A 24,107-nucleotide genomic window follows, 5' to 3' on the forward strand; every position below is an offset into this window, starting at 1 on the left:
GTTCCGGAAGCGGAGGGACGTCGTCGAGCACCGCCTCCATCAGCGCACACATCGGCGCTCCCGTCGAGGGGGTGGCGGGACCCTCCCTCGGGCGGCGATCGCGTCCTAGCGTGGAGGCATGACCCTGCAGCTCACCCTCAACAACGGCGTCACCCTTCCCGCTCTCGGGCTCGGCGTCTTCCAGAGCGCGCCCGAGGAGACGACCGCCGCCGTGCAGTCCGCCCTCGAGGCCGGCTACCGCCACATCGACACGGCCGCCGCGTACGGCAACGAGCGCGAGGTCGGCGAGGGGATCCGCCGCTCGGGCCTGGACCGTTCGGAGGTCTTCGTCGAGACGAAGATCTGGGTCACCGACTACGGCTACGACGAGACCCTGCACGCGTTCGAGAAGGCGACCGGCAAGCTCGGCGTCGAGCAGCTCGACCTGCTGATCCTGCACCAGCCCGTCCCGTCGCGCTTCGACACCACCGTCGCCGCCTACCGGGCGCTGGAGAAGCTCCTCGCCGACGGCGGCGTGCGCGCGATCGGCGTCAGCAACTTCACGCCCGCGCACCTGGCACGCCTCCTCGCCGAGGTCGACGTCATCCCCGCCGTCAACCAGGTCGAGCTGCACCCGTACTTCGCGCAGCCCGACCTCCGCCGCGAGCACGCCGAGCGCGGGATCCTCACCCAGGCCTGGTCGCCGATCGGCGGCATCACCTTCTACCCCGGCTGGGGCGACGAGCGCCGCAGCGTGATGGACGACTCGACGATCGGCGCGATCGCAGCCGAGCACGGCAAGAGCCCGGCGCAGGTGATGCTCCGCTGGCACCTGCAGCAGGGCCGCTCCGCGATCCCCAAGTCGACGAACCCCGAGCGGATCGCGGCGAACATCGACGTCTTCGACTTCGAGCTCTCCGACGACGAGCTCGCCCGGATCGACGCCCTCGACACCGGCGTCCGCAGCGGCCCCGACCCCGACGTGGAGCGGCCGGCGCTCTTCGAGCGCACGATCCCCGAGGCATGAGCCGTGACGACGTCTCCCGACGCCCAGCACCCCGACCCGCCCCACGCCCCGCACCCCGCACAGGAGGAGACACCATGACCGACCCGATCGGCATCCCCGAGGCCACCGCTCTCGAGAGCACCCGCCGCACCATCGCGATCCTCGGCGCGGGCGGCGACCTCACCGAGCGGCTGCTCCTGCCGGGTCTCGGCCGCGTCGCCGAGCTCGCCCGCGGCTCCGAGCTGACCCTGATCGGCGCCGCCCGCACTCCGCAGACCGACGACGAGTGGCAGGGGCTCGTCCGCCGCAGCCTCGAGGCGGCCGGGATCGCGGCGCACACCGTCGACGACCTCGCCGCGCGCGCCCGCTTCGTCGCCACCGACGCCTCCGACCCGGAGCAGCTGAAGGCCCTGCTCGACGCCTGCCCGACGACGCCCGTGCTCTACGTCGCGCTGCCGCCGGCGATGGGCCACAAGGTCGCGGACTCCCTCTCGAAGCTGGACCTCCCGGAGGACCTCGTCCTCGCGATCGAGAAGCCGTTCGGCGAGGACCTCGACGACGCGATCGCGCTGAACGCCGCCTTCGCGCCCGTGATCTCCGAGGACCGGCTCTGGCGCATCGACCACTTCCTCGGCAACGCCACTGTGATGGGCATGCTCGGACTGCGCTTCGGCAACCGGCTGCTCGAGGCGAGCTGGAGCGCCGAGCAGATCGGGAAGGTCGAGATCGTCTACGACGAGACGCTCGGGATCGAGGGGCGCGCCGCCTTCTACGACGGCACCGGCGCCCTGCGCGACATGCTGCAGAGCCACCTGCTGATGGTGCTCGCGCTGACGACGATGGAGCGCCCCGAGGAGGTCTCGCCCGACGACGTCCACGAGCGGATGGCCGAGGCGCTCGGCGCCGTCCGCCTCTGGCGCGACGACCCCGCCACGGCGCGCCGCGCGCGCTACACCGAGGGCCGGGTCGACGGCCGGTTCTTCCCCTCCTACGTCGACGAGCCCGACGTCGATCCGGAGGCCGGCACCGAGACGCTCGCGCAGCTGCTGCTCCAGGTCGACACGCCCCGCTGGGCCGGCGTGCCGTTCGTGCTGCGCTCCGGCAAGGCGATCGGCGACCCGCGCCACGAGGTCGCCGTGCACTTCCGCGCCGCGACCCCGCCGCGCGGTCTGGCCGGCGCCGACGACGGCGCGGGCACCGTCCTGCGGATGTCGCTCAAGGGCGGCGACGTGAGCCTCGATCTGCTGGTGAACAGCGCCGACGACCTGACCGACCTCGAGCGCACGACGCTCCAGGCGCAGCCCGGCGCCGCCACGCTCGACCCCTACGCGCAGGTGCTCGCCGGCATCCTCCAGGGCGACACCCTGCTGTCGGTGCCGGGCGCCGTCGCCGAGCAGTGCTGGCGCATCATCACCCCGGTGCTCTCGCACTGGGCCGAGGGCGGCACCCCGCTCGACGAGTACGAGGCCGGAAGCGCGGGCCCCGAGGGCTGGTAGCGCGCGAGCAGCCCCGCAGGGCAGAGCCCTCCATGCTGGTCGAGTGGCCCCGCAGGGGCGTGTGAGCTTCATGCTGGTCGAGTAGCCCCGCAGGGGCGTATCGAGACCCGCCGTCGCCGGCAGGGTGGATCTCGATACGCCCGGTGCGCGGGCTACTCGATCAACACGCCTTCCTCATACGTACGAGGTACCGTTCGAAGGAGACCCGCCGGCACCGCTCTCAGACGTCGACGCGGATCGTCCTGGACGGGAGGCCGAGGAACGCGGGGGCCTCGCCCTTCGTCTCGGGGGAGACCGGGCCTCGCGTCACGGTGGCCGTGACGCGGAAGCCGCCCGGGGGGACCGGCGTCAGTGCGCAGTACATCCGTCCTGGGCCGAGGGGTGCCACCTGCATCACCCGCCCGTCCCGGTCCGTGTACGTCCCGCGGCTCCGGTAGCTCCCGGCCGGGACCACGAGGTGGGCGGAGCGCGGGCGGTCGACGACGAGCCACTCCGACCAGTGCTCGACGTCGTGCTCGGCGGTCACGTCCATCCGGGCGTCGCTGAGGAGCTCGACCGGTGCTCCGGACTCCCCGCTGCACGCTGCCCGGAGCTCGACGATGAAGTTCCCCGAGGACAGGGAGTCCAGGAAGAGACCGACGTACGGTCCGGCCTCGAGTGGTCGCGGAGCGGTTGCGGCGGACCCGGGGGCGCCGACCGCCGCGGCGAGGACGGGCGCCGTGCAGACCATCGCGATCGCGGCGCGGCGGGTGACTCCCGGACCGTCCGAACGACTGCCGGACATGAGATCTCCCTCCGGTCGCACGGCTCCTCGCGACCCGTCGTGCCGCGAGACCTCGGCTCGCCGACATCGGACGGATGCCGCAATGCTCGCTCACCTGTCCGGATCCGCTACATCGCTGGCGCGATGCGGTGAACCTGTCGCCGGGATGTCGATCGGCAGGCAGGGGCGCCCGCCGTCGTCCGCAGCGCAGGCCGCGGGTCAGCTCGCGGTCAGGGCGTCGCGGAGGCGGACGCGGGAGCCCATCCGCAGCAGGGAGTTGGTGTAGATGCGGCTGGCGACGGCCATCACGGCCGCGGTGGCGACGACGAGGAGGCCGAGCGAGACCAGCGGCTCCCACCACTCCGCCTCGCCGAAGAAGAGCCGGACCGGCATCGCGACCGGGGCGCTGAAGGGCACGTAGGACAGGATCGTCATCACCAGCGGGTTGTCGCCGAAGATGACGACGCCGAAGTAGGGCACCATCACGAGCATCATCGCGGGGGTCATCACCGAGCCGGTGTCCTCCTGGCGGGAGACGAGCGCGGCGCCGGCCGCGAAGACGCTCGCGACCAGGACGAAGCCGAAGACGAAGAACACCACGAACCAGATCAGCGGCGCCGAGAGCAGGTCGAGCAGCTCGGTCTGCCCTGTGATCGCCAGCCCGAGGGCGGACGCGGCGGCGATCGCGGCGGCCGTGCCGACGCCGATCACCGAGTTGCCGAGGATCTTGCCGGCGAGCAGCGCCCGGGCGGGCACCGCGGCGAGCAGGATCTCGACGATGCGCGACTGCTTCTCCTGCACCGTGTTCTGCATGATGGTCGCGCCCGAGCCGAGCACGGCGAGCATGAACACCAGCCCGAACGCCAGGCCGATCAGCGTGCGCAGGCCCGAGGGCGTCTGCGAGGGCTCGAGCAGCTCGACGGCGGGGCTGACGGACAGCGCCGAGACCAGGCCCTCCGGCGCCTCGTCGAGGGCGAGCACCGAGAAGCCGATCGCGTCGTCGCTCGGGACGAGCGCGGCGTCGACGTCGCCGGCGCGCACCAGCTCCTCCGCCTCCGCGACGCTCCCGACCTCGGTGACCTCGAGGGCGTCGGCGGCGGCCAGCGAGGACGCCGCGGAGCCGACGACCGCCACGGGGGTCGCGTCGGCGGTGCGGCTGCTCAGCACGTTGCCGAGCACGATCCCGCCGATGACCAGCACCAGCGTGATGACCGTCGACACCAGGAACGCCTTCGACCGGATCTGGGAGAGGATCTCGCGCTCGGCGACCAGGAGCGTCGCGCCCCAGGTGCTCAGCCGGCCGTCCTGGGCGCCGGCGCCGGTGCCGCTCGCGCTCCTCGGGCTCCTCGTGCTGCTCGTCGTCATCGGACCGCCTCCGTCTTCTTCTCGGCGCCCGCGGGCGCGCTCACCACGATGTCCCGGAAGATCTCCCCGAGGGTCGGCCGCACCGGCCGGAACGACGTCACGGTGCCGCGCCCGACGGCGGACCGCAGCACCGCATCGGCCGCCGCCCGGTCCGCGTGGAAGAGCACCGACGTGCCGGCCAGCTCCGCGACCTCGACGCCGGGGACGCCGCGGACCCAGCCCGCGTCGCCGTCCGTCTCGAGCGACCAGCGGTCGCCGGAGTACTGCTCGCGCAGCGCCTCGCGCTCGCCCGCGGCCTTCACCTGGCCGCCGGCGATGATCACCAGGTCGTCGCAGAGCCGCTCGACCACGTCCAGCTGGTGCGAGGAGAACAGCACCGGAATGCCCCGCGCCGCGTGCTCGGCGATTACCGTGACGACGTCGTCGACGGCGAGCGGGTCGAGGCCGGAGAACGGCTCGTCCATGATCAGGACGTCCGGGTCGTGCACGAGGGCGGCCGCCACCTGCACGCGCTGCTGGTTGCCGAGCGAGAGCGCCTCGAGCTTGTCGCGCCGGCGCTCGATCAGGCCGAGGCGCTCGAGCAGATCGTCCGCCCGCTGGACGGCGGTGGCCTTGTCGATGCCGTGCAGCCGGGCGAGGTAGGCGAGCTGCTCGCCGATCTCCATCTTCGGGTAGAGGCCGCGCTCCTCCGGCATGTAGCCGAAGCCGTGCAGCGCGGCCTGGCCGACCGGCGTGCCGTCCAGGGTCACCTCGCCGGAGTCCGGCCGGAGGACGCCGAGGATCATCCGCATGGTCGTGGTCTTCCCGGCGCCGTTGCCGCCGACGAAGCCGGTGAGGCGGCCCCGCCCGACATCGAAGCTGACGTCGTCGACGGCGCGATGGGCACCGAAGCTGCGACTGATGTTCTGCACGCTGAGCATGCGACCTCCTCGGATCCGACTGACCCCTCCACGCTACGGAGGGCGCGTCTCCGGCACCTCCGGCGCGGGGGTGAACGGCGGTCTCCACCTCAGGACGGAGGAGCCTCCGACGGCCGCCGCGGGTCGACCAGGCCGGAGCGGTAGGCGAAGGCGACGGCCTGGACGCGGTCGCGGAGCGAGAGCTTGGCGAGCACGTTCGACACGTGCGTCTTCACCGTCGCGCGGCCGACGACCAGCAGCTCGGCGATCTCGTCGTTGGAGAGGCCCTGCGCGAGCAGGCGGAGCACCTCGGTCTCGCGGGCGGTCAGGTTCCCGGGCGCGGTGCCGGGCTGCGCGCTGTGCCCCACCGGCGGCTCGGCGAGCGGCGTGCGCTCCCGCTCGCGGGCGACGGCGCGCTCTATCACCGTGCGGGTCAGCTCGGGCGCGAGCAGGGCGTCGCCGGCGGCGATCGCACGGACGCCGGCGACGAGGCGCTCCGGTGGCGAGTTCTTGAGCAGGAAGCCGCTGGCGCCGGCCTCGAGCGCCGCCAGCAGGTAGTCCTCGCGCTCGAAGGTGGTCAGCACGAGCACCTGGGCCGTCGCTCCGGGCTCCGCGAGGATCCGCCGGGTCGCCTCGAGCCCGCCGATGCCGGGCATCTCCACGTCCATGCAGACGACGTCGGGCCGGGTGCGCGCGACCACCTCGACGGCCTCCTCGCCGCTGGACGCCTCGCCCACGACCTCGATGCCGGCCTGCAGCGAGAGGATCGTGCGGATGCCCTGCCGCATCAGCGCGTGGTCGTCGACGAGGACGACGCGCACGCCGCCCGCAGCGCCGCTCGTGCCCGCACCCCCGCTCATGCCCGGACCGCCAGGGGCACGGTGACGCGGACGACCCAGCCGGAGCCGGTGCGCGGCCCTGCCTCCACCGTGCCGTCGAGGGTCGCCGCGCGCTCGCGCATCCCGAGCAGGCCGAGCCCGCCGCCGCGCGGGCGCGGACCCGGCCGCCCGAGTCCGTCGTCCGCGATCTCGAGCTCGACCGAGTCGCCCTGGTAGCGCAAGTGCACGCGCGCCCGGGTGCCGGGTCCGGCGTGCTTGAGGACGTTCGTCAGCGACTCCTGCGCGATGCGGTAGAGGTTCAGACCCACCAGCGCGGGGAGCTCGACGGGCTCGCCGACCACCTCGAGCGTCACGCGCAGGCCGGAGGACTCGGCGTCGCGGACCAGCGCCGGCACTCCGCTCAGATCGAGCGAGGCCGTGACCGGGTCGAGCGCGGACTCCTCGTCGCGGAGGGTGCCGAGCAGCTGGTAGAGCTCGCCGACCGCCGCGCGGGAGGTGCCCTCCAGCGCCTGGAGCTGCTCGTGCGCCTTCGCGGGGTCGGCGTCGACGAGCATCCGCGCCGCTCCGGCCTGGACCCCCATCAGCGAGACGTGGTGGGCGACCGCGTCGTGCAGCTCGCGGGCGATCCGCAGGCGCTCGATCGTGATCGCCTGGCGGGCGACGGTCGACTGCTCCTCCTCGAGCTGGCGGGTGCGCAGGTCGGTGAGAGCGCGCTGGCGGGCGGAGGCCCAGGCGTGGTCGCCGAACCACCAGGCGCCGGCGAAGTAGAGGACGTTGATCAGGATCTGCTGGAGCATGTAGGCCGCGATCGGCGTGAGCGCGCCGACGCCGGCACCCTCGAAGTCGAGGTCCTGGGTGCTCGCGCGGAAGAACGTGATCAGCAGCCAGACCGCCATCACGGCGACGAGCACGCCGCGCGCCCAGCCCGCCCGCGTCCGGTTCTGCTCCCAGGCGCCGACGCTGTACAGGGCCATGAACAGGGCGATGTTGCTGATCGTCAGCTCCGGCACCTTCAGCTCGCCGACCAGCAGGAACGCCGCCCCGATGACGGCGAGGACCGCGACGGGCGCCGTCCGCCGGAACGCGAGCGGGAGGATGACGACGGCGAGCACTGCGGCGCTCAGTGCGGGCGATGCGGGATCGGTGAACAGCCCGATCGCGCGGCCGAGGACCAGCGAGAGCACGGCGGCGCCGAAGAGCACGGCGGCGGTCGCGACGTCGGCCCGGCGCTGGTCGGGCGTGGCGGGCGACCGCCGCCAGGCGCGGGAGTCCGGGGCGGCAGTCATCCCGCCAATCTAGCCGCGGCTCAGGCGTGCGGGTGCGGGTGGCTCCGCTCGAGCGCAGCGCCCTCGAGGTCGACGTCCGGGAGGAGCCGGTCGAGCCAGCGGGGGAGCCACCAGGCCGAGCGGCCGAGCAGGTGCATCAGCGCCGGCATCAGCAGCATCCGGACGACGAACGCGTCGAGCAGGACGCCGAAGGCGAGGCCGAAGCCCATCGAGCGGATGATCGTCGACTCGGAGAAGATGAAGCCGCCGAAGACCGCCACCATGATCAGCGCCGCCGCGATCACGACCGCCTTGCCGGCCTGGAAGCCCTGCGCGACAGCGAGCCGCGCGTTCGCTCCGTGCACGTAGGCCTCGCGCATCCCCGAGGCGAGGAAGAGCTGGTAGTCCATCGCCAGCCCGAACAGGATGCCGACCAGGATCACCGGCAGGAAGCTCAGGATCGGCCCGGTCGAGTGCAACCCGATCAGGTCGGCGCCCCAGCCGAACTGGAAGACGGCGACGATCAGCCCGTAGGTCGCGAACAGCGACAGGATGAAGCCGCCGGTCGCGATCAGCGGCACGAGCAGCGAGCGGAACACCAGGATCATGATCAGCAGCGAGAGCCCGACGACGACCGCGAGGTAGGTCGGCAGGACGTCGTTCAGCCCCTCGGAGATGTCGATGTTGGTGGCCGCCTGGCCGGCGACGCCGAGGACGATGTCGTCGTCCACCGGCGGCAGGGCGCGGAGGTCCTGCACGAGGGCCTCGGTCGAGGCGCTGTTCGGGCCCTCGGTCGGCAGCACCTGGAAGGCGAGCAGCGTGCCGTCGTCGGAGGCGGCGACGGGCGCCACCGCGACGACGTCGTCCTGCTCGGCGATCGTCCGGGCGACGTCGACCTGGGTGGCGAGCAGTGCGTCGTCGGCGACCCCGCCGGGGACCGACGCCGTCACGAGCAGCGGGCCGTTCGCTCCGGCACCGAACTCGTCGCCGACGATCTCGAAGGTGCGGGCGCTGGTCGAGCCTTCGGGCTCGCTCGCGCCGTCCGGCAGGCCGAGGCGCATCGAGAGCGCGGGGATCGCGATGACGAGCAGCACGGCGACGGTGCCGACGACGGTGAGGACCGCGCGCAGCGTGGACATCGGCGCGACCGTCTTCACCGCAGCGTGGTGCACGACGGCCGACCGGGCCTTCCGGCGCAGGAGCCGGGTGCCGAGCAGGCCGAGGATCGCCGGGGCGAGCGTGACCGCGATCAGCACGGCGACCGCGACGCAGACCGCGCCGACCGTCCCCATCAGGCCGAGGAACGGGATGCCGGTGACGTTCAGGGCGAGCAGCGCGACGACGACCGTCGAGCCGGCGAAGACGACGGCCGTGCCGGAGGTGCCGTTGGCGAGGCCGATCGACTCGCGGACCTCGACGCCCGAGAGCAGCTGCTTGCGGTGCCGGTTGACGATGAAGAGGGAGTAGTCGATGCCGACCGCGAGGCCGAGCATCACGCCGAGGACCGGGGTGACCGAGGCCATGTCGATGACGCCCGAGAAGGAGAGCGAGGCGGTGACTCCGACGCCGACGCCGACCAGGGCGGTGACGATCGGGAGCGCGGCGGCCACGAGCGAGCCGAGCATCACGATCAGGACGACACCGGCGAAGACCAGGCCGACCGCCTCGCCGACGCCGAAGATCTGCGGGACGCCCTGGGCGAGATCGGTCGCGAACGTGACGTCGGCGCCGGCGACCGGCGCGGATTCGAAGTGGTCGATGACGCCCTGCTTGACCTCCTCCGGCAGCTCCAGGCGCGGCTCGGTGAAGGACACGTTGACGATGGCGGTCGAGCCGTCCGCCGAGACGACGCCGATGCCGTCCGCGAGGGCGAGGAGCTCCTCGCCCTGGTCGAGCGGGGCCGCGCCGGCCTCGAGCTCGGTGCGCGAGGCGTCGAGCGCCGCCTCCTGCGCGGTCAGCTCGGCCTGCTGGGTGTCGAGCTGCGCCTGCTGGGCGGCGAGGGCGGCGAGCTGCTGCTCCGGAGCGCCGGCGGCGACGGCCTGCTCGCGGGCCGCGGTCAGCTGCTGCTGGCCCGCGGTGAGCTGGGCCTGGCCCGCGTCGAGCTGCGCCTGCCCGGCGTCGATCTGCTCCTTCCCGGCCTGGAGCTGCGCCCGGCCGTCGGCGAGCTGCTGCGCGCCGTCGAGCTGAGACTGGCGCGCGGCGAAGGGATCGACGACGGCGGCGACGCCCTCGAGGTCCTCGGCGGAGGCGGCCAGCGCCGAGATCGCCGACTCCTGCTCCGCCGTCAGCGCGGAGCCGTCGGCGGTGCGGTAGACGACGGTGCCGGTGCCGCCGGCGGTGTCCGGCAGCTTCTCGGCCAGCTGGTCGGTGACGGCGCCGGACGCGGTGCCCGGGATGTCGAAGCTGTTGGTGAGCGTGCCGCCGACCGCGAGGAAGGCGCCGACCGCGACGCCGAGGATCACGACCCAGGCGACGATCACCGCCCAGGCGCGGCGAGCGGCGAAGGTGCCCAGACGGAACAGCAGGGAGGCCAAGGGGATGTCCGATCGAGAGGTGCTCAGACGCGAGCGGTGGCGGCGGTCGCTAGATCATACGGTACGTCTCGTCTAGAGCCGCTGTACGCTCGTCGCATGACGGAGCACCGGAGCGGACCGGTCCGCAGCGCCGCGGCACGCGAGTCGGTCCTCGAGGCGACCGCCCGGCTGTTCCTGCAGCGGGGCTGGGACCACCTCACGATGGAGGGCATCGCGAAGGACGCCGGGGTCTCCAAGCAGACCGTCTACCGCTGGTGGCCCTCCCGCGGCGCGCTGATCGCCGACTGCATGATCGAGGGCCGGCTCGTCGCGATCGAGGTGCAGCTCCCGGACACCGGCGATCTCCGCCGCGACCTCGGGGTGTGGCTCGCACCGATCCTGGAGCTCGCGGGCAGTGAGCCCGGCGCCTCGCTGGTGCGCTCGCTGATCGCCGCCGGCGCGGAGGACGCCGCGGTGGGGGAGCGGCTGGGCCGCGCGTTCGGCGTGGACCAGACGCTCTCGGACCGCTTCGCGAAGGCGGTCGAGGCGGGGCAGCTCCCGGCCGACGCCCCGGTCGACGAGCTCGGGCTCTCGATCCTCGGGGCGATCATCCTGCCCGTCGTCGGACGCCGGCCGCTCGTCGCGGCGTCCGTGCTCGGGCACGTCGACTTCCTGCTCCGGCCGCGCGGCTGAGGCGGCGGCCGGAGCAGGCTCACGTCAGGCTCACGTCAGGATCAGGATCAGGCCCAGGCCCAGGAGGCGAGGACCGACTCGGCGACGGCCTCGCGCTGGTCGTCGTCCACAGTGGGGCTGAACGAGAAGGTGACGACGTAGGTCTGGCCCTCGTCGGTGACGTAGTACTGCTCGACGGCGTAGCTGGTTCCGGACGCGCTGAGGTTCGCGCTGAGGTGCGCGGACTCGGCTCCCGCGACGACGACGCGGTCGTTGGCCTCGACGTCGGTGGCCCCGGCGTTCTCGAGCTCGGTGACTCCTGCGCCCTCGACCTGCTCGGCGGAGACCTCGCCGGCGGGGCTGAGCACGACGTTCACGTTGTCGGCGAAGCCGTCGGTGTCGGTGAGGTCGGCGGCGAGGGTGTCCGCACCCATGCTCGCGGGGTCGGCGTCGGGGGTGCCCCAGCCCTCGGGCACGGAGTAGGAGTAGCCGTCGCCGGTGATCGTGTCGCCGGTCGCGGCGGCCGTGTCGATGGAGTCGGCGTCGCTGCCGGAGTCGGTGCCGGCGGAGGAGGAGCAGCCGGCGAGGAGGACGAGGAGGGCGGCGGCGGTGGCAGTGGCAGTGGCAGTGGCGGCGCCGAGACGCGCGGGAGCGCCGTGGCGCGTGATTCGTGACATCCCTGCACGCTAGCGACGGAGGCCGGGCCGCCGCATCCCCCTCGCCGGGGACGACGGCGCCGCGACTACGCTGGTGGCCCTATGGCATCCGACAGCGAACCCTCCGTCACCCTCACCGATCCGCTCGAGGAGCGCCTGCGCGCCCAAGTCGCCCGCGAGGGCGAGCGCGCGGTCGCCCTGCGCTCGGCCGCGCTGCTGACCGGCGGCTACGAGGGCGAGGCCTTCCTGCTCACCGTCGGCGGCGAGCACGCGGCGGGCGTCCTGCAGGGTGCTCCGTCGCTGTACTGGCCGGAGCTGTGGGGCGCGCGCGCCCTGCTCTACGTCTGGGACGACACGGCGGCCGACGCGGTCCTCGCCGGGCTGGCCAACCCGGCCTGGCGCGTGCGCGAGATGTGCGCCCGGGTCTGCGCCGAGCGGGTCCTCGGCGGGCAGAAGAAGCTGGCGCGGCTCACCACCGACGAGCACGCACGGGTCCGCGCGGCCGGTGCGCGGGCGCTCGTCGCCGCCGCGGTCGCGGGGATCGGCTCGGGGCGCGACGCGAAGGGCGAGTTCGCGGCGAGCGTCGAGCAGACGCTGACCTCGATGGTCCGCGACCCGGACAAGGACGTGCGCCGCGACGTGCGGGCCGCGCTGGACCAGCTCCGCGACGCCCGCCGCTGAGAAGCCCCTCGGGGGCGCCGCTCAGCCGCCGACGTGCGAGCCGAAGCCGGACTTGCCCGTGCCGCCGAAGCCGCCCGCGAGGGTGGCCTTCGAGCCGGGAGCCGCTCCGGCCGGCGCCTTCTGCACCACGTCGGGCTGGGTCGCCCCGCGCGCCGCGAAGCCGCCGGTGGTGACCGGCGCCCAGCTGGTGGCGCGGGTCGAGTTCCAGCGCGACGACGCGAAGATCAGCGGGCCGACCCAGAAGCCGCCGGCGTAGTGCCCGCGGTACTCGTCGGTCGCCTCGCAGAGCTGCTCGGGATCGTCGCCGACCTCCTCGCCCTGGGCCTGCAGCTGCGCGATCTGCTCCCGGACGTCCGCCAGGCAGTCCTCGCGGCTGGCGTAGACCGGGCGCTCGGCGTTCTCGGGGATGACGTAGTCCTGGCCGTCGGCGCCGGTGGTGACCACGCCGTCGGTCGAGGGGTTCGCGGAGTTCAGCGCGACCGCGAGGCCGAGCACGCCGACCGCGACGACGCCGCCGATGACGAGGCCGCGCCGCTTCGAGGCGATGCCGCTGATGCCGACGTCGCCGGACCGGCGGCGGGTGCGGGTGGTGCCCGGGTCGCCGGCGGGGGAGTCCTGCGGAGCGTCCTGGGGGCGGTGGTCGGGCCGGTCGTCGGGGGTGGTCATCGGGTCTCCTCGTCCTGCGGGCGGTTCTCCCGCGCGTCCTGGGGTCGCGTGTCCTGGGCTCGCGTGTCCTGGGGTCGGCCGTGCCCGGGGCCGCCCTGGTCGGGGCGGCCGAAGACGGGCTCGTCGCGGGGGGTCCGGCCCTCCTCGATGAAGTGCGGCACGAACTCCGCGAGGTCCCCGGTGATCGGTCCGCCGGTCTCGCGCACGTCGATGCCGGCCGGCGTCTCGCCGACGATCCAGCTGCCGATCACGACCGTCCGGCCGTCGATCCGGGCGAGGTCGGCCCGGGCCTGGTGCACGAAGCCCTCCTCGCCGTAGGCGCCGCCGTTCTCCGCGACGACCGCGCCGTCCCCATCGAGGATCGTCACGTTCGCGCCCTCCCGGCCGAGCCGGGGCTTGCGCACCTGCGCCGTGCCGACGAGCGGCTCGACGGAGGCCGGGAGCAGGTTCGGGTGGCCCGGGAACAGCTCCCAGAGCACCACGAGCAGCTGCTTGTTGCTGAGCAGCAGCTTCCAGGCCGGCTCGACCCAGCGGGTGCGCTCGCGCCGGTCGAGCAGGAGCCCGCCGAACTGCTCGCCGAGCATCCACTCCCAGGGGTAGAGCTTGAAGATCCGCCGGATCGGCTCGCCGTCGGCGTCGAGGAAGCCGGCGCCGTCGAGCTCGTAGCGGATGTCCTCCACGAAGATCAGCTTCGGATCGAAGCCCGCCTGCGCCGCGGTCTCGGCCATGTAGGCGACGGTGTCCGCGTCCTCGACGATCAGCTCGCCGTCGCCGGAGTCGTGCAGCGAGGCGAGGTGCAGCCGTGCGCCCTCGTCCAGCTGCCAGCGGTCGACGCGGAGGTGCCGCCACTGCTCGACGAGCTGCTCGTGCAGGCCGTTGAACTGGTCGGCCTCGGGGCCGCGCGTCTCCTCCAGCCACTGCCACTGCGCGGCGGCCGTCTCGACCAGCGAGGTCGGGGTGTCGGCGTTGAACTCGAGGAGCTTCACCGTGCCCTCGCCGTCGTAGGCGAGGTCGAACCGCCCGTAGACCGTGGGGTCGTCCTCGTCCCAGGAGGTGCGGACCAGCTCGTGGAAGCGCTCCGGGATGCCGAACTCCGCGAGGCGGCCGGTGCGGACGACGTGCTCGCAGGCGTCCATGCAGCGGTCGAAGAGCTCCTGGGTCGCCGTCTCGAGCAGCTCGATCTCGGCGAGCGAGAAGCCGTAGGCCGCGGACTCGTTCCAGTAGGGCCGGCCGCCCTCCGAGGGGAGGTCGTAGAAGCTGAAGCCGACCTCGTCGCAGCGGGCTCGCCAGTCGGGACGCGGGGTCAGGCTGTGTCTGCGCATGGGGTGGTCAGTCTACGACCGACCTCCGACACGGCCTCGAGGACGGTCGCACCGGGCCGAGCGCGCGGCGGGTCAGAGGTAGTCGACGCCGTAGAGGTCGTCGTAGTCCGGCGCCGCGTCGCCGTGCGGGGCCGTCGGGAGCGGAGCCTCGTCGTGCAGCTCGAGCACGACCGAGCTGGCCGCGGTCAGCAGCACCTCGACCCGCCCGCCGAGCACCGTCGTGAGGGACAGGAAGGCCGGGGCGGTGCGCATCGCCTCGAGCACGTCCTGCTTCGTCCGCTCCATCGTCGCGTCCGCGGCGAGGAGGTACGTCCGCTCGGACACCGTCACCTGCAGCATGGTTCCCCCGTCTCGTGGAGCCTCTCGGCCCGGTTCCTCAGCGTACGGAGCGGAGCGGATCGGGATGACCGCGTTGACCGGCCGACGGCCGTCGGCTAGGGCTCGCTCCCGCGGCCGGTGCCAGCGGGGGGCCGGAGCGGTGATCCTCATGCGCTGTCCCGCCACTCCGGCCACGGCGTGACGACCGTCATCGGACCCGCGGCTCCCGCACCGCCCGCGCCGCCGGGGGACAGCAGCTCCGCCAGCCGGAGCGCCGCCGCCCGGGCGATCAGCGCGCGATCGATGGTGAGCGAGGTCAGGCTCGGGAGCATCGCCGCGCCCAGGCTCAGGCCGTCGATCCCCGCGATGCGGACGTCGCGCGGCACCTCGAGCCCGAGGCGGCTCGCCCGCTGCAGGGCGCCGAGCGCCATCATGTCGTTGAACGCGATGACGGCGTCGACCTCGGGGTGCGCGGCCAGCAGCTCGCCGAAGGCGTCGGCTCCACCCGCGATGGTCTCGCCGCCGGTCGCGACGAGCGCGGCCTCGCCGGGCGCGAGGCACTCCTCGAACCGCAGCCGGCGCGCGCTCGGGGCGTACTCGTCCGGCTCGGCGTGGTCGAGCATCCCGATGGTGCGCGCCCCGCGCTCGCGCAGCCCGGCGACCAGCGCGCGCATCCCGGGCGCGAAGTCCACGGCGATGGCGTGCACGCCCGGCAGCTCGTCGTCGCGCTCGATCAGCAGGACCGGCACTCCGCGCGCCGCCCGGCGGATCGACTCCAGGCTCTCCCGGGCGAGATAGCCGACGATGACGTCGACCTGGGTGGCCAGGTCCGCGACGATCTGCTCCTCGGACTCGTTCGTCTCGGCGACGACGACGACCTGCCAGCCGCGTGCGGCGAACTCCTCCAGCAGGTCGGCGGCGAGGTCGGTGTAGTACGGGTTCCGCAGCGAGGTGATCACGAGGCCGACCGCGATGCTCTTCTGCCGGGCCATGTTGGCGGCGAACCGGCTGGGGACGTAGCCGAGGGCCTCGCTCACGGCGAGCACGCGCTCGCGGGTGGCGGCGCTGATCTCGGACATGCCGTTCATCGCGCGCGTCACGGTCTGCCGCGAGACGCCGGCCTCCCGGGCGACGTCGCGGATGGTGGCGCGGCGACCCGGCTGGTCTCTCGGCGGACGAGGGGGCATCGGCGGTTCGCCGGAGCGGTCCACGGCGGCCCTCTCTTTCTCAGTCTCGTCTGGCAACACGCATATGGCGACAGCGCCTCGCGTCTTCGGCGACAGCTGCCTTGACAGGTCGACGGCCGCCAGCTTAGCGTGTGGGCACTCGTGGTCCGTGACCGTTCACGTGAACGGTCACGGTAGCCGCGTACCTTGCTGCTCACCCTTCGATGGAGAAGAACACCATGCCCCTCGTCTCGAACACCCTGGTCCGGCGATCGCTCGCCGGAGCGACCGCGCTCGCGCTGACGGCGAGCCTGGCGGCCTGCACCGACAGCGGTCCGGCCGCCGACGACGGCGCCGTCGACGTCCTCGTCGCGCAGAGCACGGCGCAGGTGCCGGTCGGCGAGACCCCCTGGGCCGCGGCGCTCGCGGCGGAGACCGGCTGCACGGTGAACTGGAACACGATCGACGACACCGCGTGGACCCAGCAGAAGAACCCCTCGCTCGCCGCGGGGGACGTGCCGGACATCGCGCTCCGGGCCGTCGGCGCGAACGACGCGGTGCAGTACCCGGGCCTCTTCGAGGACATCGCGCCGCACCTGGACGATCTGCCGAACGTGCGGCGGTTCTTCGAGGAGAAGCCCGACGCGCGCCGGCTGGTCGAGAACGAGAAGGGCGAGATCCACTCGCTCTCCTCGTCCCGCGGCAGCGGCTACCGCGGCTCCGGTCAGCACATGATGATCAACCGGGCCTGGCTCGACGCCCTCGGCCTCGAGGTCCCGCGCACCTGGGACGAGCTGACGACGGTGCTGCAGGCGTTCAAGACACAGGACCCGAACGGCAACGGGCAGGCGGACGAGGTCCCGTTCAACGTCCGCCGCCTCGAGACGGCCGGCTTCGGCTGGTACAGCCCGTTCCTGCTGCTGAACTCCACCGGCATCGCGACCTCGTTCAACAAGGGCCCGTCGGCGCAGGGGATCCACGTCTCCGACGGACGGGTCGCCAACTTCCTCGTCTCGGACGAGTACCGCCGGGTGGTCGCGTACCTGCACGAGCTGCTCGCAGCCGGCCTCATCCCGGCCGACGCGCTCACCAAGGACGATTCGGCGTACTACGCCGCTCAGGCGGGGGACGGGGAGACCGCGCAGATCGGCCTGATCTTCGGCTGGTCGCTCGCCGACTTCGGGGATCTCCGCGACCAGTACGTGGCGATGCCCGCTCCCGCCGCCTCCGCGAGCATGTCCGCGGAGGACGTGGTCTGGGACGGCTCGGACAACGAGTACGAGGGCGGGAAGCTCGCCGTCTCGGCAGCCGCGGCGGGTGACGAGTGCGTGTGGAAGGTGGTCGACGCCCTCTACAGCGAGAAGTACTCGATCCAGCAGTTCACCGGATCGATCCCCGAGTTCGTCACGGACGACGGCAACAGCACGTACTCGGTCACCGAGGCGTACCGGGCCGCCGTCGCGGACGGTCGCGACCCCGCGCTCGCCGACCGCCTGGCCGGCTGGATCCCCGACTCCGTCACCCTGAACGGCGACTGGAACCGGGACGATCTCCGCGAGGTGGACGACGTCTACACCGAGCAGTACTCGCACTACGACCACGTGCGCGATCTGATGCCCGACTACGTCCGGCTGTCCGCCGAGGACGCGATCACCGCCGCCAACAACGACACCGCCGTGCTCAACTTCGCGCTGCAGAAGACGTCGCAGTGGATCGCGGAGGGCGGGGTCGACGACGAGTGGGACGAGTACGTCGCTCAGCTCGAGTCGATCGGCCTCGTGCAGAACGTCGAGCTCTGGCAGAAGGCCTACGACCTCGCCACCGCGACGTCATGATACGGACGGCTCTCGACGCGTCCGCGGCCGGGGCACCCGTCGCCCCGGCCGCGGGGGCGATGCTCCCGGTCCCGCCCCGGCCGCTGCGCGCCCTCCGCAGCGTGCGGAACCAGTGGCAGCTCTGGCTGATGGTGCTGCCGGCGCTGGTCTTCACCGCCGTCTTCGCCTACGTGCCGCTCTACGGGCTCCAACTCGCCTTCCGGACCTACGTTCCGGCGCGCGGGCTCAGCGGCGGGGAGTGGGTCGGCCTCGACTACTTCGTGCAGTTCTTCGAGTCGCCGCTCTTCTCGACGATCGTGCTCAACACCGTGCAGATCAGCCTCTGGACGCTCGCGATGGGATTCGTCGCGCCGATCGTGCTGGCGCTCCTGATCAACCAGATCAGCGCCGGCCGCCTCAAGAGCTTCGTGCAGACGATCACCTACATGCCGCACTTCATCTCGGTCGTGGTGATCGTCGCGATGATCAACATCTTCCTGCGGCCCGAGAACGGGCTCCTCGGCCGGTTCCTGCCAGGTCAGAACCTCCTCGCCGAGCCGGACGCCTTCTCGACGATCTACTGGGTGAGCGAGGTCTGGCAGCACTGCGGCTGGAACGCGATCATCTACCTCGCCGCGCTCTCGACCGTCGACACGTCGCTCTACGAGGCCGCGAAGATCGACGGCGCCGGGCGGCTCCGTCTCATCCGCTACGTCGACATCCCCACGATCCTGCCGACCGCGGCCATCCTGCTCATCCTCAACATGGGGTCGGTGCTGAGCGTCGGCTTCGAGAAGGTCTACCTGATGCAGAACTCGCTCAACCTGTCCTCCGCGGAGGTCATCGCGACCTACACCTACAAGATCGGCATCCTCAGCAACCAGTTCTCGTACTCCACCGCCATCGGCCTCTTCAACACGGTGATCAACTTCACCCTGCTGATCGTGGCCAACCAGCTCGCCAAGCGCGCCACGGGTTCCAGTGTCTTCTGAGCGCGGGGGGTCTTCCGAGCGCGGCGGGCCGATCCGCCGCTGGGACCCCTGGACCCCGAGGGAGAGGACGTCCATGACCCCTGCACCGGACACCCGCGGCATCGCCGTCGCCGACGCCCGAGCCGGCGGCGGCGCACCCCTCCCGCCGCGCCGACGGCGCCGGACGGTGCCGAAGCGGCCGCTCGACCGGGTCATCGACGCCGTCGCCGGCCTCCTGATCGCGATCGTCGTGCTCGCCGTGCTCTACCCGCTCTGGTTCATCGTGGTGGCGTCGTTCTCCGATCCGGGTGCGGTCTCCTCGGGGCGGCTCACGCTGATCCCGGAGGGGTTCCGGCTCTCGGGCTACGAGCGGCTGCTGCAGGACGAGCGGATCTGGAACGGCTACCGGAACTCCGTCGTCTACGCCGTCCTCGGGACGGCGCTGAACCTGCTCGTCACGATCCCGGCGGCGTTCGCGCTCTCCCGGCCCGAGTTCCGTCCGCGGCGGGTGCTGCTGCTGGTGTTCGCGGTCACCCTGTTCTTCTCCGGCGGACTGATCCCGAACTACCTGCTCTACCGCGATCTCGGGCTGCTGAACTCGATGTGGGTGTTCGTGCTCCCGGGTGCCCTCAGCGTCTTCAACCTGATCATCGCCCGGTCGTTCTTCGAGACCTCGATCCCCGAGGAGCTGCACGACGCGGCCCGCATCGACGGGGTGACCTACCTCGGCTTCTTCCTGCGGATCGTGCTCCCGCTCTCCGCCGCGATCATCGCCGTGATCGGGCTGTACTACTTCGTCGGGCACTGGAACGACTACTTCACGGGCCTGGTCTTCGTCCGTGACGCCTCACTCCTGCCGCTGCAGAACGTGCTGCAGAGCATCCTGCTCGCGAACCAGTCGGTCGCGGGCCAGGGCGGCAGCGGCGGTCAGTCCGCGCAGCAGCTGCAGGAGACCGCGGACCAGATCAAGTACGGCGTGATCATCGTCTCGACGCTGCCGCTGCTCGTGCTCTACCCGTTCCTGCAGCGCTACTTCGACAAGGGCGTGCTGGTCGGGGCGGTGAAGGGCTGATGGCGTCGCTCGCCGAGCGCTACGAGGCGGCCTGCCGGGTCGTGCTGCTGATCGTGGTCGTCTCGGCGGCGACGGTCGTCTTCACGCTGCGCGGCGCGGTGGTCGCCGGGTTCTTCCCCGCGGTGGCCGCCGCGCACGCGGTGCACCGCGCCCGGCTGCTCGACGCCGACGGCCCCTGGTCGCTCCGGCGGACCGTCTCGCTGTTCGCGCGGTCCTGGCGGGACGAGTTCCCGCGCGCGAACCTGCCGGGGTACGTCCTTCTCGGCGTCGGCGCGGTCCTCTGGGTCGACCACCGGATCCTCGGCGGCGTCGAGGTCGACGGACTCGGTGTGGCGGTGACCGGCGTCCTCCTCGTGGTCTCGGCCCTCTTCGCGCTGTTCGCCGTGGAGTTCTGGGTGGTCCGCGCGCACTTCGCGGAGCGGACGCGCTGGCAGCTACGCACCACGGTGCAGCTGCTGCTCGCACGGCCGCTCTGCACCGTGATGCTGGGCGCGGTGCTGCTCCTGCTGCTGGCGCTCGCGACGAGCCTCCCCGGGCTCGGCCTCGTCGCCGCCGGAGCCGTCCTCCCGTTCGCCGCGACCGTCGTCGTCGCCGCCTTCGGCCGGCTGCCGGGCCTCAGCCGATCCGCGGCTCGGTGCTGAGGGAACGGACGCGGCGTCGCCCCACCCTGCTGGTCGAGCAGCCCCGCAGGGGCGACATCATGCTGGTCGAGCAGCCCAGCGGGGGCGCCATCATGCTGGTCGAGTAGCCCCGCAGGGGCGTATCGAGACCCGCCGTCGGCAGCAGGGCGGTCTGCAGACTCGTCTTCTGACGCTGGTGGGTCTCGATACGCCGCTCCGCGGCTACTCGACCAGCATGAATTGAGACGCGACTGCGCGGCTACTCGACCAGCATGAATCGAGACGCGACTGCGAGGGCTCGACCAGCATGCGGCGGCGGTCAGAAGCGAGGCGGGAGGGCGGCGAGCAGCGAGTCGGGCTGCACAGGGAGGTCGCGGACGCGGACGCCGGTGGCGTGGAAGACGGCGTTGGCGACGGCCGCGGCGGTGCCCACGTTGCCGATCTCGCCGATGCCCTTGCCGCCCATCGGGGCGAGGTGCGGGTCCTCCTCGTCCAGCCACTCCGCGCGCAGGTCGACGACGTCGGCGTTCGCCGCCACGTGGTACGTCGCGAAGTCGTGGTTGGCGTAGTCGCCGAGCACCGGGTCCAGTGCTCCGTGCTCGTGCAGCGCCATCGAGAGGCCCATGGTCATGCCGCCGAGGAACTGCGAGCGGGCGGTGCGCGGATTGAGGATGCGGCCCGCAGCGAAGACGCCGAGCATCCGCGGCACCTGGATCTCGCCCGAGTCGAGGTCCACCCGCGCCTCGACGAAGTGGGCGCCGTAGGCGTAGCGGGCGAAGTCGCCCATCCCGGCGACGTCCTCCGTGGTATCGACGACGACGTCGAGGCCCTCCGGGGGCAGCGGCTGCCCGTCGGCCAGCAGGGCGAGCAGGCGGTGGCAGGCCTTGGTGACGGCCCAGCCCCAGGAGCCGGTGCCCGAGGAGCCGCCGGCGACCGGGCCCTGCGGCAGCGCGCTGTCGGCGATGACGATCCCGATCCGGTCGACCGGCACGTCCAGCGCGTCGGCGGCGACCTGGGTGAGCACCGTGCGGGCGCCCTGGCCGATGTCGGTCGCGTTGACCGCGATCACGAAGCGGCCGCCGGGCAGCGCGGTGGCCCGCGCTCCGCTCGGCGAGGTGAGCACGGGATAGGTGGCGCCGGCGACCCCGGTGCCGACCAGCCAGCGGCCGCGGCGGTCGGCGCCCGCCCGCGGATCGCGGCCCTCCCAGCCGAACAGCTCCGCTCCGCGGCGGAAGCACTCGAGGTAGTGCCGGCTGGAGAACGGCGAGCCCGAATCGGGATCGACGTCCGGCTCGTTGCGCACCCGCAGCTCGATCGGGTCGATCCCGGCGGCGACCGCGAGCTCGTCCATCGCCGACTCGAGCGCGTACATGCCGGGGCACTCGCCGGGGGCGCGCATCCAGCGCGGCGTCGGCACGTCGAGCGCCGCGACCCGGTGGGTGACCAGTCGGTTCGGCGCCGCGTAGAGGTGGCGGGTGGCTTCGCCGGTCTGCTCGGCGAACTCCTGGATCGTGGAGGTGTGCGAGAAGGCCTCGTGCGCGATCGCGGTGAGCCGACCCTCTGTGTCGGCCGCGAGCCGGACGTGCGAGATCGTCGGCGTGCGGTAGCCGGCCAGCGCGAACATCATCTGCCGGGTGTAGGCGATCTTGATCGGCCGGCCGGTGAGGAGGGCCGCCATCGTCGCGAGCACCACGTTCGGCCGCGGCGAGCCCTTCGAGCCGAAGCCGCCGCCGACGTGCTCGCTGCGCACCCGGATGACGGAGGGATCGAGCGAGAACAGCGTCGCCAGGGTCGACTGCACCGAGCTCGTGCCCTGCGAGGAGTCGAGGACGTCGAGGCGCCCGTCGGACCAGGTGACGACCGAGGCGTGCGGCTCCATCGGCGAGTTGAACAGCGCCGGCGTGGAGTAGCGCGCGTCGATCGAGACGGCCGCCGCCGCGATGGCCGCGTCGACGTCGCCGTCGGAGCTGTCGGTCGCGAAGCCGGCGTTGACCTGCTCCGGCGCGTAGAGCTTGGGCTGGTCCTCGGTGAGCACGACGTCGGTCCCGGAGTCGACGTACTCGACGCGCAGGGCGGCAGCGGCCTCGCGGGCGGTCTCGAGCGTGTCGGCGAGGACGAGCGCGATCACCTGGCCGCGGTAGGCGACCGCGTGCGACTGCAGCACCTGCAGCTCGCCGTCGTCCGCGTCCTCGAGCGGCAGCGCAGAATCGGGGGTGATCACCGAGTGCACGCCGGGCAGCGCGAGCACGGCGTCGACGTCGATGCGCCGCACCATGCCCGTCGCGACGGCCGACTGCACCGGCCAGGCGTGCAGCAGACCCTCCGGCGAGTGCTCGAAGGCGTAGCGGGCCGCGCCGGTGACCTTGTCGCGGCCCTCCAAGCGGGCCAGTGGTGTGCCCAGGGCCGTGCCGAGCGCGGTCATGCCGCCACCTCCTCGTCGAGTCCGGCGAGCTCGGCGAGGACGCCGACGATCAGCCGCGTGAGCAGCGGGACCTTGAAGGCGTTCTGCTCGGTCGGCGTCGCGGCGGCGAGCTCCGCCTCCGCCGCGCGCGTGAAAGCCTCGACGGTCGCGGGGCCGCCGCGGAGCAGGTCCTCCGCGATGCGAGCGCGCCAGGGCGCGTGCGCGACCGCGCCGAGGGCGAGGCGGATGTCGGTCACGGTCCCATCGGTCACCTCGAGCGCCGCGGCGACCGAGCCGAGCGCGAAGGCGTAGGAGCGGCGGTCGCGGGCCTTGCGGTAGGTGGAGGTCGCGGCGAACGGCAGCGGCGGCAGCTCGACGGCGGTGATCAGCGCGCCGGCCGGCAGGTTCGTGTCCCGCTCGGGGTGCTCGCCGGGGAGTCGGTAGAAGTCGGTGATCGGCAGGCTCGCCGGACCGTCGACGGTCTCGAAGCGGACGACGGCGTCGAGCGCGGTGAGTGCGACGGCCATGTCGCCGGGATGGGTCGCGATGCAGACGTGCCCGGGGTCGGCGTCGGTGGCGATGCCGAGGATCGCGAGCTCGCGGGAGACGCCCTTCAGTGCGGAGCAGCCGGTGCCCGGCTCGCGCTTGTTGCACGGCTTCGAGACGTCGGTGAAGGAAATGCAGCGGGTGCGCTGCAGCAGGTTGCCGCCGGTCGAGGCCTGGTTGCGCAGCTGTCCGGAGGCGCCGGCGAGCAGGGCACGGCTGAGGGCCGGGTAGCGGCGGCGGACGAGCGGGTGCGCGGCGAGGTCGCTGTTGGCGACTCCCGCGCCGATCCGGAGTCCGCCCGCGGCCGTCTCCTCGATGCCGCCGAAGTCGACGCGGCTGACGTCGACGAGACCCGCCGGGCGCTCGACGCCGAGCTTCATCAGGTCGACGAGGTTGGTGCCGCCGGCGAGCGGCCTCGCTTCGGGCGACGCGGCGAGCAGGCGCACGGCGTCGGCGACGTCCGCGGCCCGCTGGTACTCGAAGGTCCTCATCGCGCGGTCTCCGTCTCGCTCGGGTGCTCCGCCGCGTCGTGGACGGCGGGCACGATGTTCGCGTAGGCGCCGCAGCGGCAGAGGTTGCCGCTCATCCGCTCGCGCACCTCCTCGTCGTCGAGCACGACGTCGTCGTCGGTGCTCAGCTCGGCGGTGACGTGGCTGGGCATGCCCGCGCGCGCCTCGGCGAGCATGCCGACCACCGAGCAGATCTGCCCCGGGGTGCAGTAGCCGCACTGGTAGGCGTCGCGCTCGAGGAACGCCCGCTGCACCGGATGCAGGTCGTCGCCGTCGGCCAGGCCCTCGATCGTGGTGACCTCGCGGCCGTCGACCGACACCGCCAGCACGAGGCAGCTGTTGGTCCGGCGTCCGTCGAGCAGCACGGTGCAGGCGCCGCACTGGCCGTGATCGCAGCCCTTCTTGGAGCCGATGAGATCGAGCCGCTCCCGGAGCAGATCGAGGAGCGTGGTGCGGTTGTCGACCTCGACCGCTCTCGACTCGCCGTTCACGGTGACGTCGATCGCGGTCGACGGCACGGACCTGGTCTCGCTGCGCTGCGCCATGGCTGAAAGCTACCCGCGGGAGC

General features: G+C 72.8%; 22 protein-coding genes. 8 read left to right on the forward strand and 14 right to left on the reverse strand.

All coding sequences use genetic code 11. The annotated features are described in order from the left end of the window. The first annotated feature begins 118 nt into the window (after positions 1-118). A complete protein-coding gene (locus EDF36_RS06565) occupies positions 119-1,006 on the forward strand; it encodes an aldo/keto reductase (RefSeq protein ID WP_123703668.1) in 888 nt (295 codons plus the stop codon). A gap of 74 nt (positions 1,007-1,080) precedes the next feature. After that, positions 1,081-2,481, forward strand: a complete 1,401-nt coding sequence (locus EDF36_RS06570) for a glucose-6-phosphate dehydrogenase (protein ID WP_123732339.1) — start codon at positions 1,081-1,083, stop codon at positions 2,479-2,481. 220 nt (positions 2,482-2,701) lie between these two features. Here EDF36_RS06570 and EDF36_RS06575 read toward each other — a convergent pair whose 3' ends face one another. The 6 genes from EDF36_RS06575 to EDF36_RS06600 all read right to left on the reverse strand — a co-directional run bounded on the left by EDF36_RS06575 (position 2,702) and on the right by EDF36_RS06600 (position 10,146). Beyond that, positions 2,702-3,265 (reverse strand): hypothetical protein, encoded by a 564-nt coding sequence (locus EDF36_RS06575; RefSeq protein ID WP_123732340.1) that lies wholly within the window; start codon positions 3,263-3,265, stop codon positions 2,702-2,704. Between the two features lie 198 nt (positions 3,266-3,463). Continuing rightward, complete coding sequence (locus EDF36_RS06580) at positions 3,464-4,609, reverse strand: ABC transporter permease (protein ID WP_123732341.1); 1,146 nt, start codon at positions 4,607-4,609, stop codon at positions 3,464-3,466. Further along, a complete protein-coding gene (locus EDF36_RS06585) occupies positions 4,606-5,529 on the reverse strand; it encodes an ABC transporter ATP-binding protein (RefSeq protein ID WP_123732342.1) in 924 nt (307 codons plus the stop codon). Before EDF36_RS06585 ends, EDF36_RS06580 begins: the two co-directional genes overlap by 4 nt. Before the next feature lie 89 nt (positions 5,530-5,618). Further along, positions 5,619-6,368 (reverse strand): response regulator transcription factor, encoded by a 750-nt coding sequence (locus EDF36_RS06590; protein ID WP_123732343.1) that lies wholly within the window; start codon positions 6,366-6,368, stop codon positions 5,619-5,621. Next, a complete protein-coding gene (locus tag EDF36_RS06595) occupies positions 6,365-7,633 on the reverse strand; it encodes a sensor histidine kinase (RefSeq protein WP_123732344.1) in 1,269 nt (422 codons plus the stop codon). The genes EDF36_RS06590 and EDF36_RS06595 overlap by 4 nt, the downstream gene beginning before the upstream one ends. Positions 7,634-7,653: 20 nt before the next feature. Then, positions 7,654-10,146, reverse strand: a complete 2,493-nt coding sequence (locus EDF36_RS06600; protein WP_123732345.1) for an MMPL family transporter — start codon at positions 10,144-10,146, stop codon at positions 7,654-7,656. Positions 10,147-10,242: 96 nt separating this feature from the next. On the opposite strand from EDF36_RS06600, the gene EDF36_RS06605 reads away from it, so the two are divergent. After that, entirely contained in the window at positions 10,243-10,818 is a 576-nt protein-coding gene (locus tag EDF36_RS06605) for a TetR/AcrR family transcriptional regulator (protein ID WP_123445909.1), read from the forward strand. Between the two features lie 47 nt (positions 10,819-10,865). Here the strand turns inward: EDF36_RS06605 and EDF36_RS06610 are convergent, their stop codons facing one another. Next, a complete protein-coding gene (locus EDF36_RS06610; RefSeq protein ID WP_123732346.1) occupies positions 10,866-11,474 on the reverse strand; it encodes a hypothetical protein in 609 nt (202 codons plus the stop codon). Between the two features lie 81 nt (positions 11,475-11,555). On the opposite strand from EDF36_RS06610, the gene EDF36_RS06615 reads away from it, so the two are divergent. Further along, positions 11,556-12,134, forward strand: a complete 579-nt coding sequence (locus EDF36_RS06615; RefSeq protein ID WP_164874455.1) for a HEAT repeat domain-containing protein — start codon at positions 11,556-11,558, stop codon at positions 12,132-12,134. Positions 12,135-12,155: 21 nt separating this feature from the next. Here the strand turns inward: EDF36_RS06615 and EDF36_RS06620 are convergent, their stop codons facing one another. The 4 genes from EDF36_RS06620 to EDF36_RS06635 all read right to left on the reverse strand — a co-directional run bounded on the left by EDF36_RS06620 (position 12,156) and on the right by EDF36_RS06635 (position 15,627). Continuing rightward, positions 12,156-12,800, reverse strand: a complete 645-nt coding sequence (locus EDF36_RS06620) for a hypothetical protein (RefSeq protein ID WP_123703687.1) — start codon at positions 12,798-12,800, stop codon at positions 12,156-12,158. Next, positions 12,797-14,122: a glutathionylspermidine synthase family protein gene (locus tag EDF36_RS06625; protein ID WP_123732347.1), complete on the reverse strand. Its 1,326-nt coding sequence runs from the start codon at positions 14,120-14,122 to the stop codon at positions 12,797-12,799. Before EDF36_RS06625 ends, EDF36_RS06620 begins: the two co-directional genes overlap by 4 nt. 72 nt (positions 14,123-14,194) lie before the next feature. After that, positions 14,195-14,461, reverse strand: coding sequence for a hypothetical protein (locus EDF36_RS06630; RefSeq protein WP_123445913.1), 267 nt, complete (start codon positions 14,459-14,461; stop codon positions 14,195-14,197). Between the two features lie 146 nt (positions 14,462-14,607). Beyond that, a complete protein-coding gene (locus EDF36_RS06635; RefSeq protein ID WP_148059984.1) occupies positions 14,608-15,627 on the reverse strand; it encodes a LacI family DNA-binding transcriptional regulator in 1,020 nt (339 codons plus the stop codon). 218 nt (positions 15,628-15,845) lie between these two features. Here EDF36_RS06635 and EDF36_RS06640 point away from each other — a divergent pair, with 218 nt between their 5' ends. The 4 genes from EDF36_RS06640 to EDF36_RS06655 all read left to right on the forward strand — a co-directional run bounded on the left by EDF36_RS06640 (position 15,846) and on the right by EDF36_RS06655 (position 20,104). After that, positions 15,846-17,441, forward strand: a complete 1,596-nt coding sequence (locus tag EDF36_RS06640) for an extracellular solute-binding protein (RefSeq protein ID WP_221181609.1) — start codon at positions 15,846-15,848, stop codon at positions 17,439-17,441. After that, complete coding sequence (locus tag EDF36_RS06645; protein WP_123732349.1) at positions 17,438-18,412, forward strand: sugar ABC transporter permease; 975 nt, start codon at positions 17,438-17,440, stop codon at positions 18,410-18,412. Before EDF36_RS06640 ends, EDF36_RS06645 begins: the two co-directional genes overlap by 4 nt. A gap of 73 nt (positions 18,413-18,485) precedes the next feature. Next, entirely contained in the window at positions 18,486-19,463 is a 978-nt protein-coding gene (locus tag EDF36_RS06650; RefSeq protein WP_123703695.1) for a carbohydrate ABC transporter permease, read from the forward strand. Beyond that, complete coding sequence (locus tag EDF36_RS06655; RefSeq protein WP_123732350.1) at positions 19,463-20,104, forward strand: YesL family protein; 642 nt, start codon at positions 19,463-19,465, stop codon at positions 20,102-20,104. The genes EDF36_RS06650 and EDF36_RS06655 overlap by 1 nt, the downstream gene beginning before the upstream one ends. Positions 20,105-20,402: 298 nt before the next feature. Here EDF36_RS06655 and EDF36_RS06660 read toward each other — a convergent pair whose 3' ends face one another. The 3 genes from EDF36_RS06660 to EDF36_RS06670 are packed head-to-tail and all read right to left on the reverse strand — an operon-like array spanning position 20,403 to position 24,084. Next, on the reverse strand, positions 20,403-22,505 hold the full coding sequence (locus EDF36_RS06660; RefSeq protein WP_123732351.1) for a xanthine dehydrogenase family protein molybdopterin-binding subunit: 2,103 nt from the start codon (positions 22,503-22,505) through the stop codon (positions 20,403-20,405). Continuing rightward, a complete protein-coding gene (locus EDF36_RS06665) occupies positions 22,502-23,521 on the reverse strand; it encodes a xanthine dehydrogenase family protein subunit M (protein ID WP_123732352.1) in 1,020 nt (339 codons plus the stop codon). The genes EDF36_RS06660 and EDF36_RS06665 overlap by 4 nt, the downstream gene beginning before the upstream one ends. Then, positions 23,518-24,084 carry a 2Fe-2S iron-sulfur cluster-binding protein gene (locus EDF36_RS06670; RefSeq protein WP_123732353.1) on the reverse strand — a complete coding sequence of 189 codons (567 nt, stop codon included), beginning with the start codon at positions 24,082-24,084 and terminating at the stop codon, positions 23,518-23,520. The genes EDF36_RS06665 and EDF36_RS06670 overlap by 4 nt, the downstream gene beginning before the upstream one ends. Between the last annotated feature and the right edge of the window lie 23 nt (positions 24,085-24,107).

This window comes from Rathayibacter sp. PhB152, from assembly GCF_003751395.1.
Taxonomy (GTDB): domain Bacteria; phylum Actinomycetota; class Actinomycetes; order Actinomycetales; family Microbacteriaceae; genus Rathayibacter; species Rathayibacter festucae.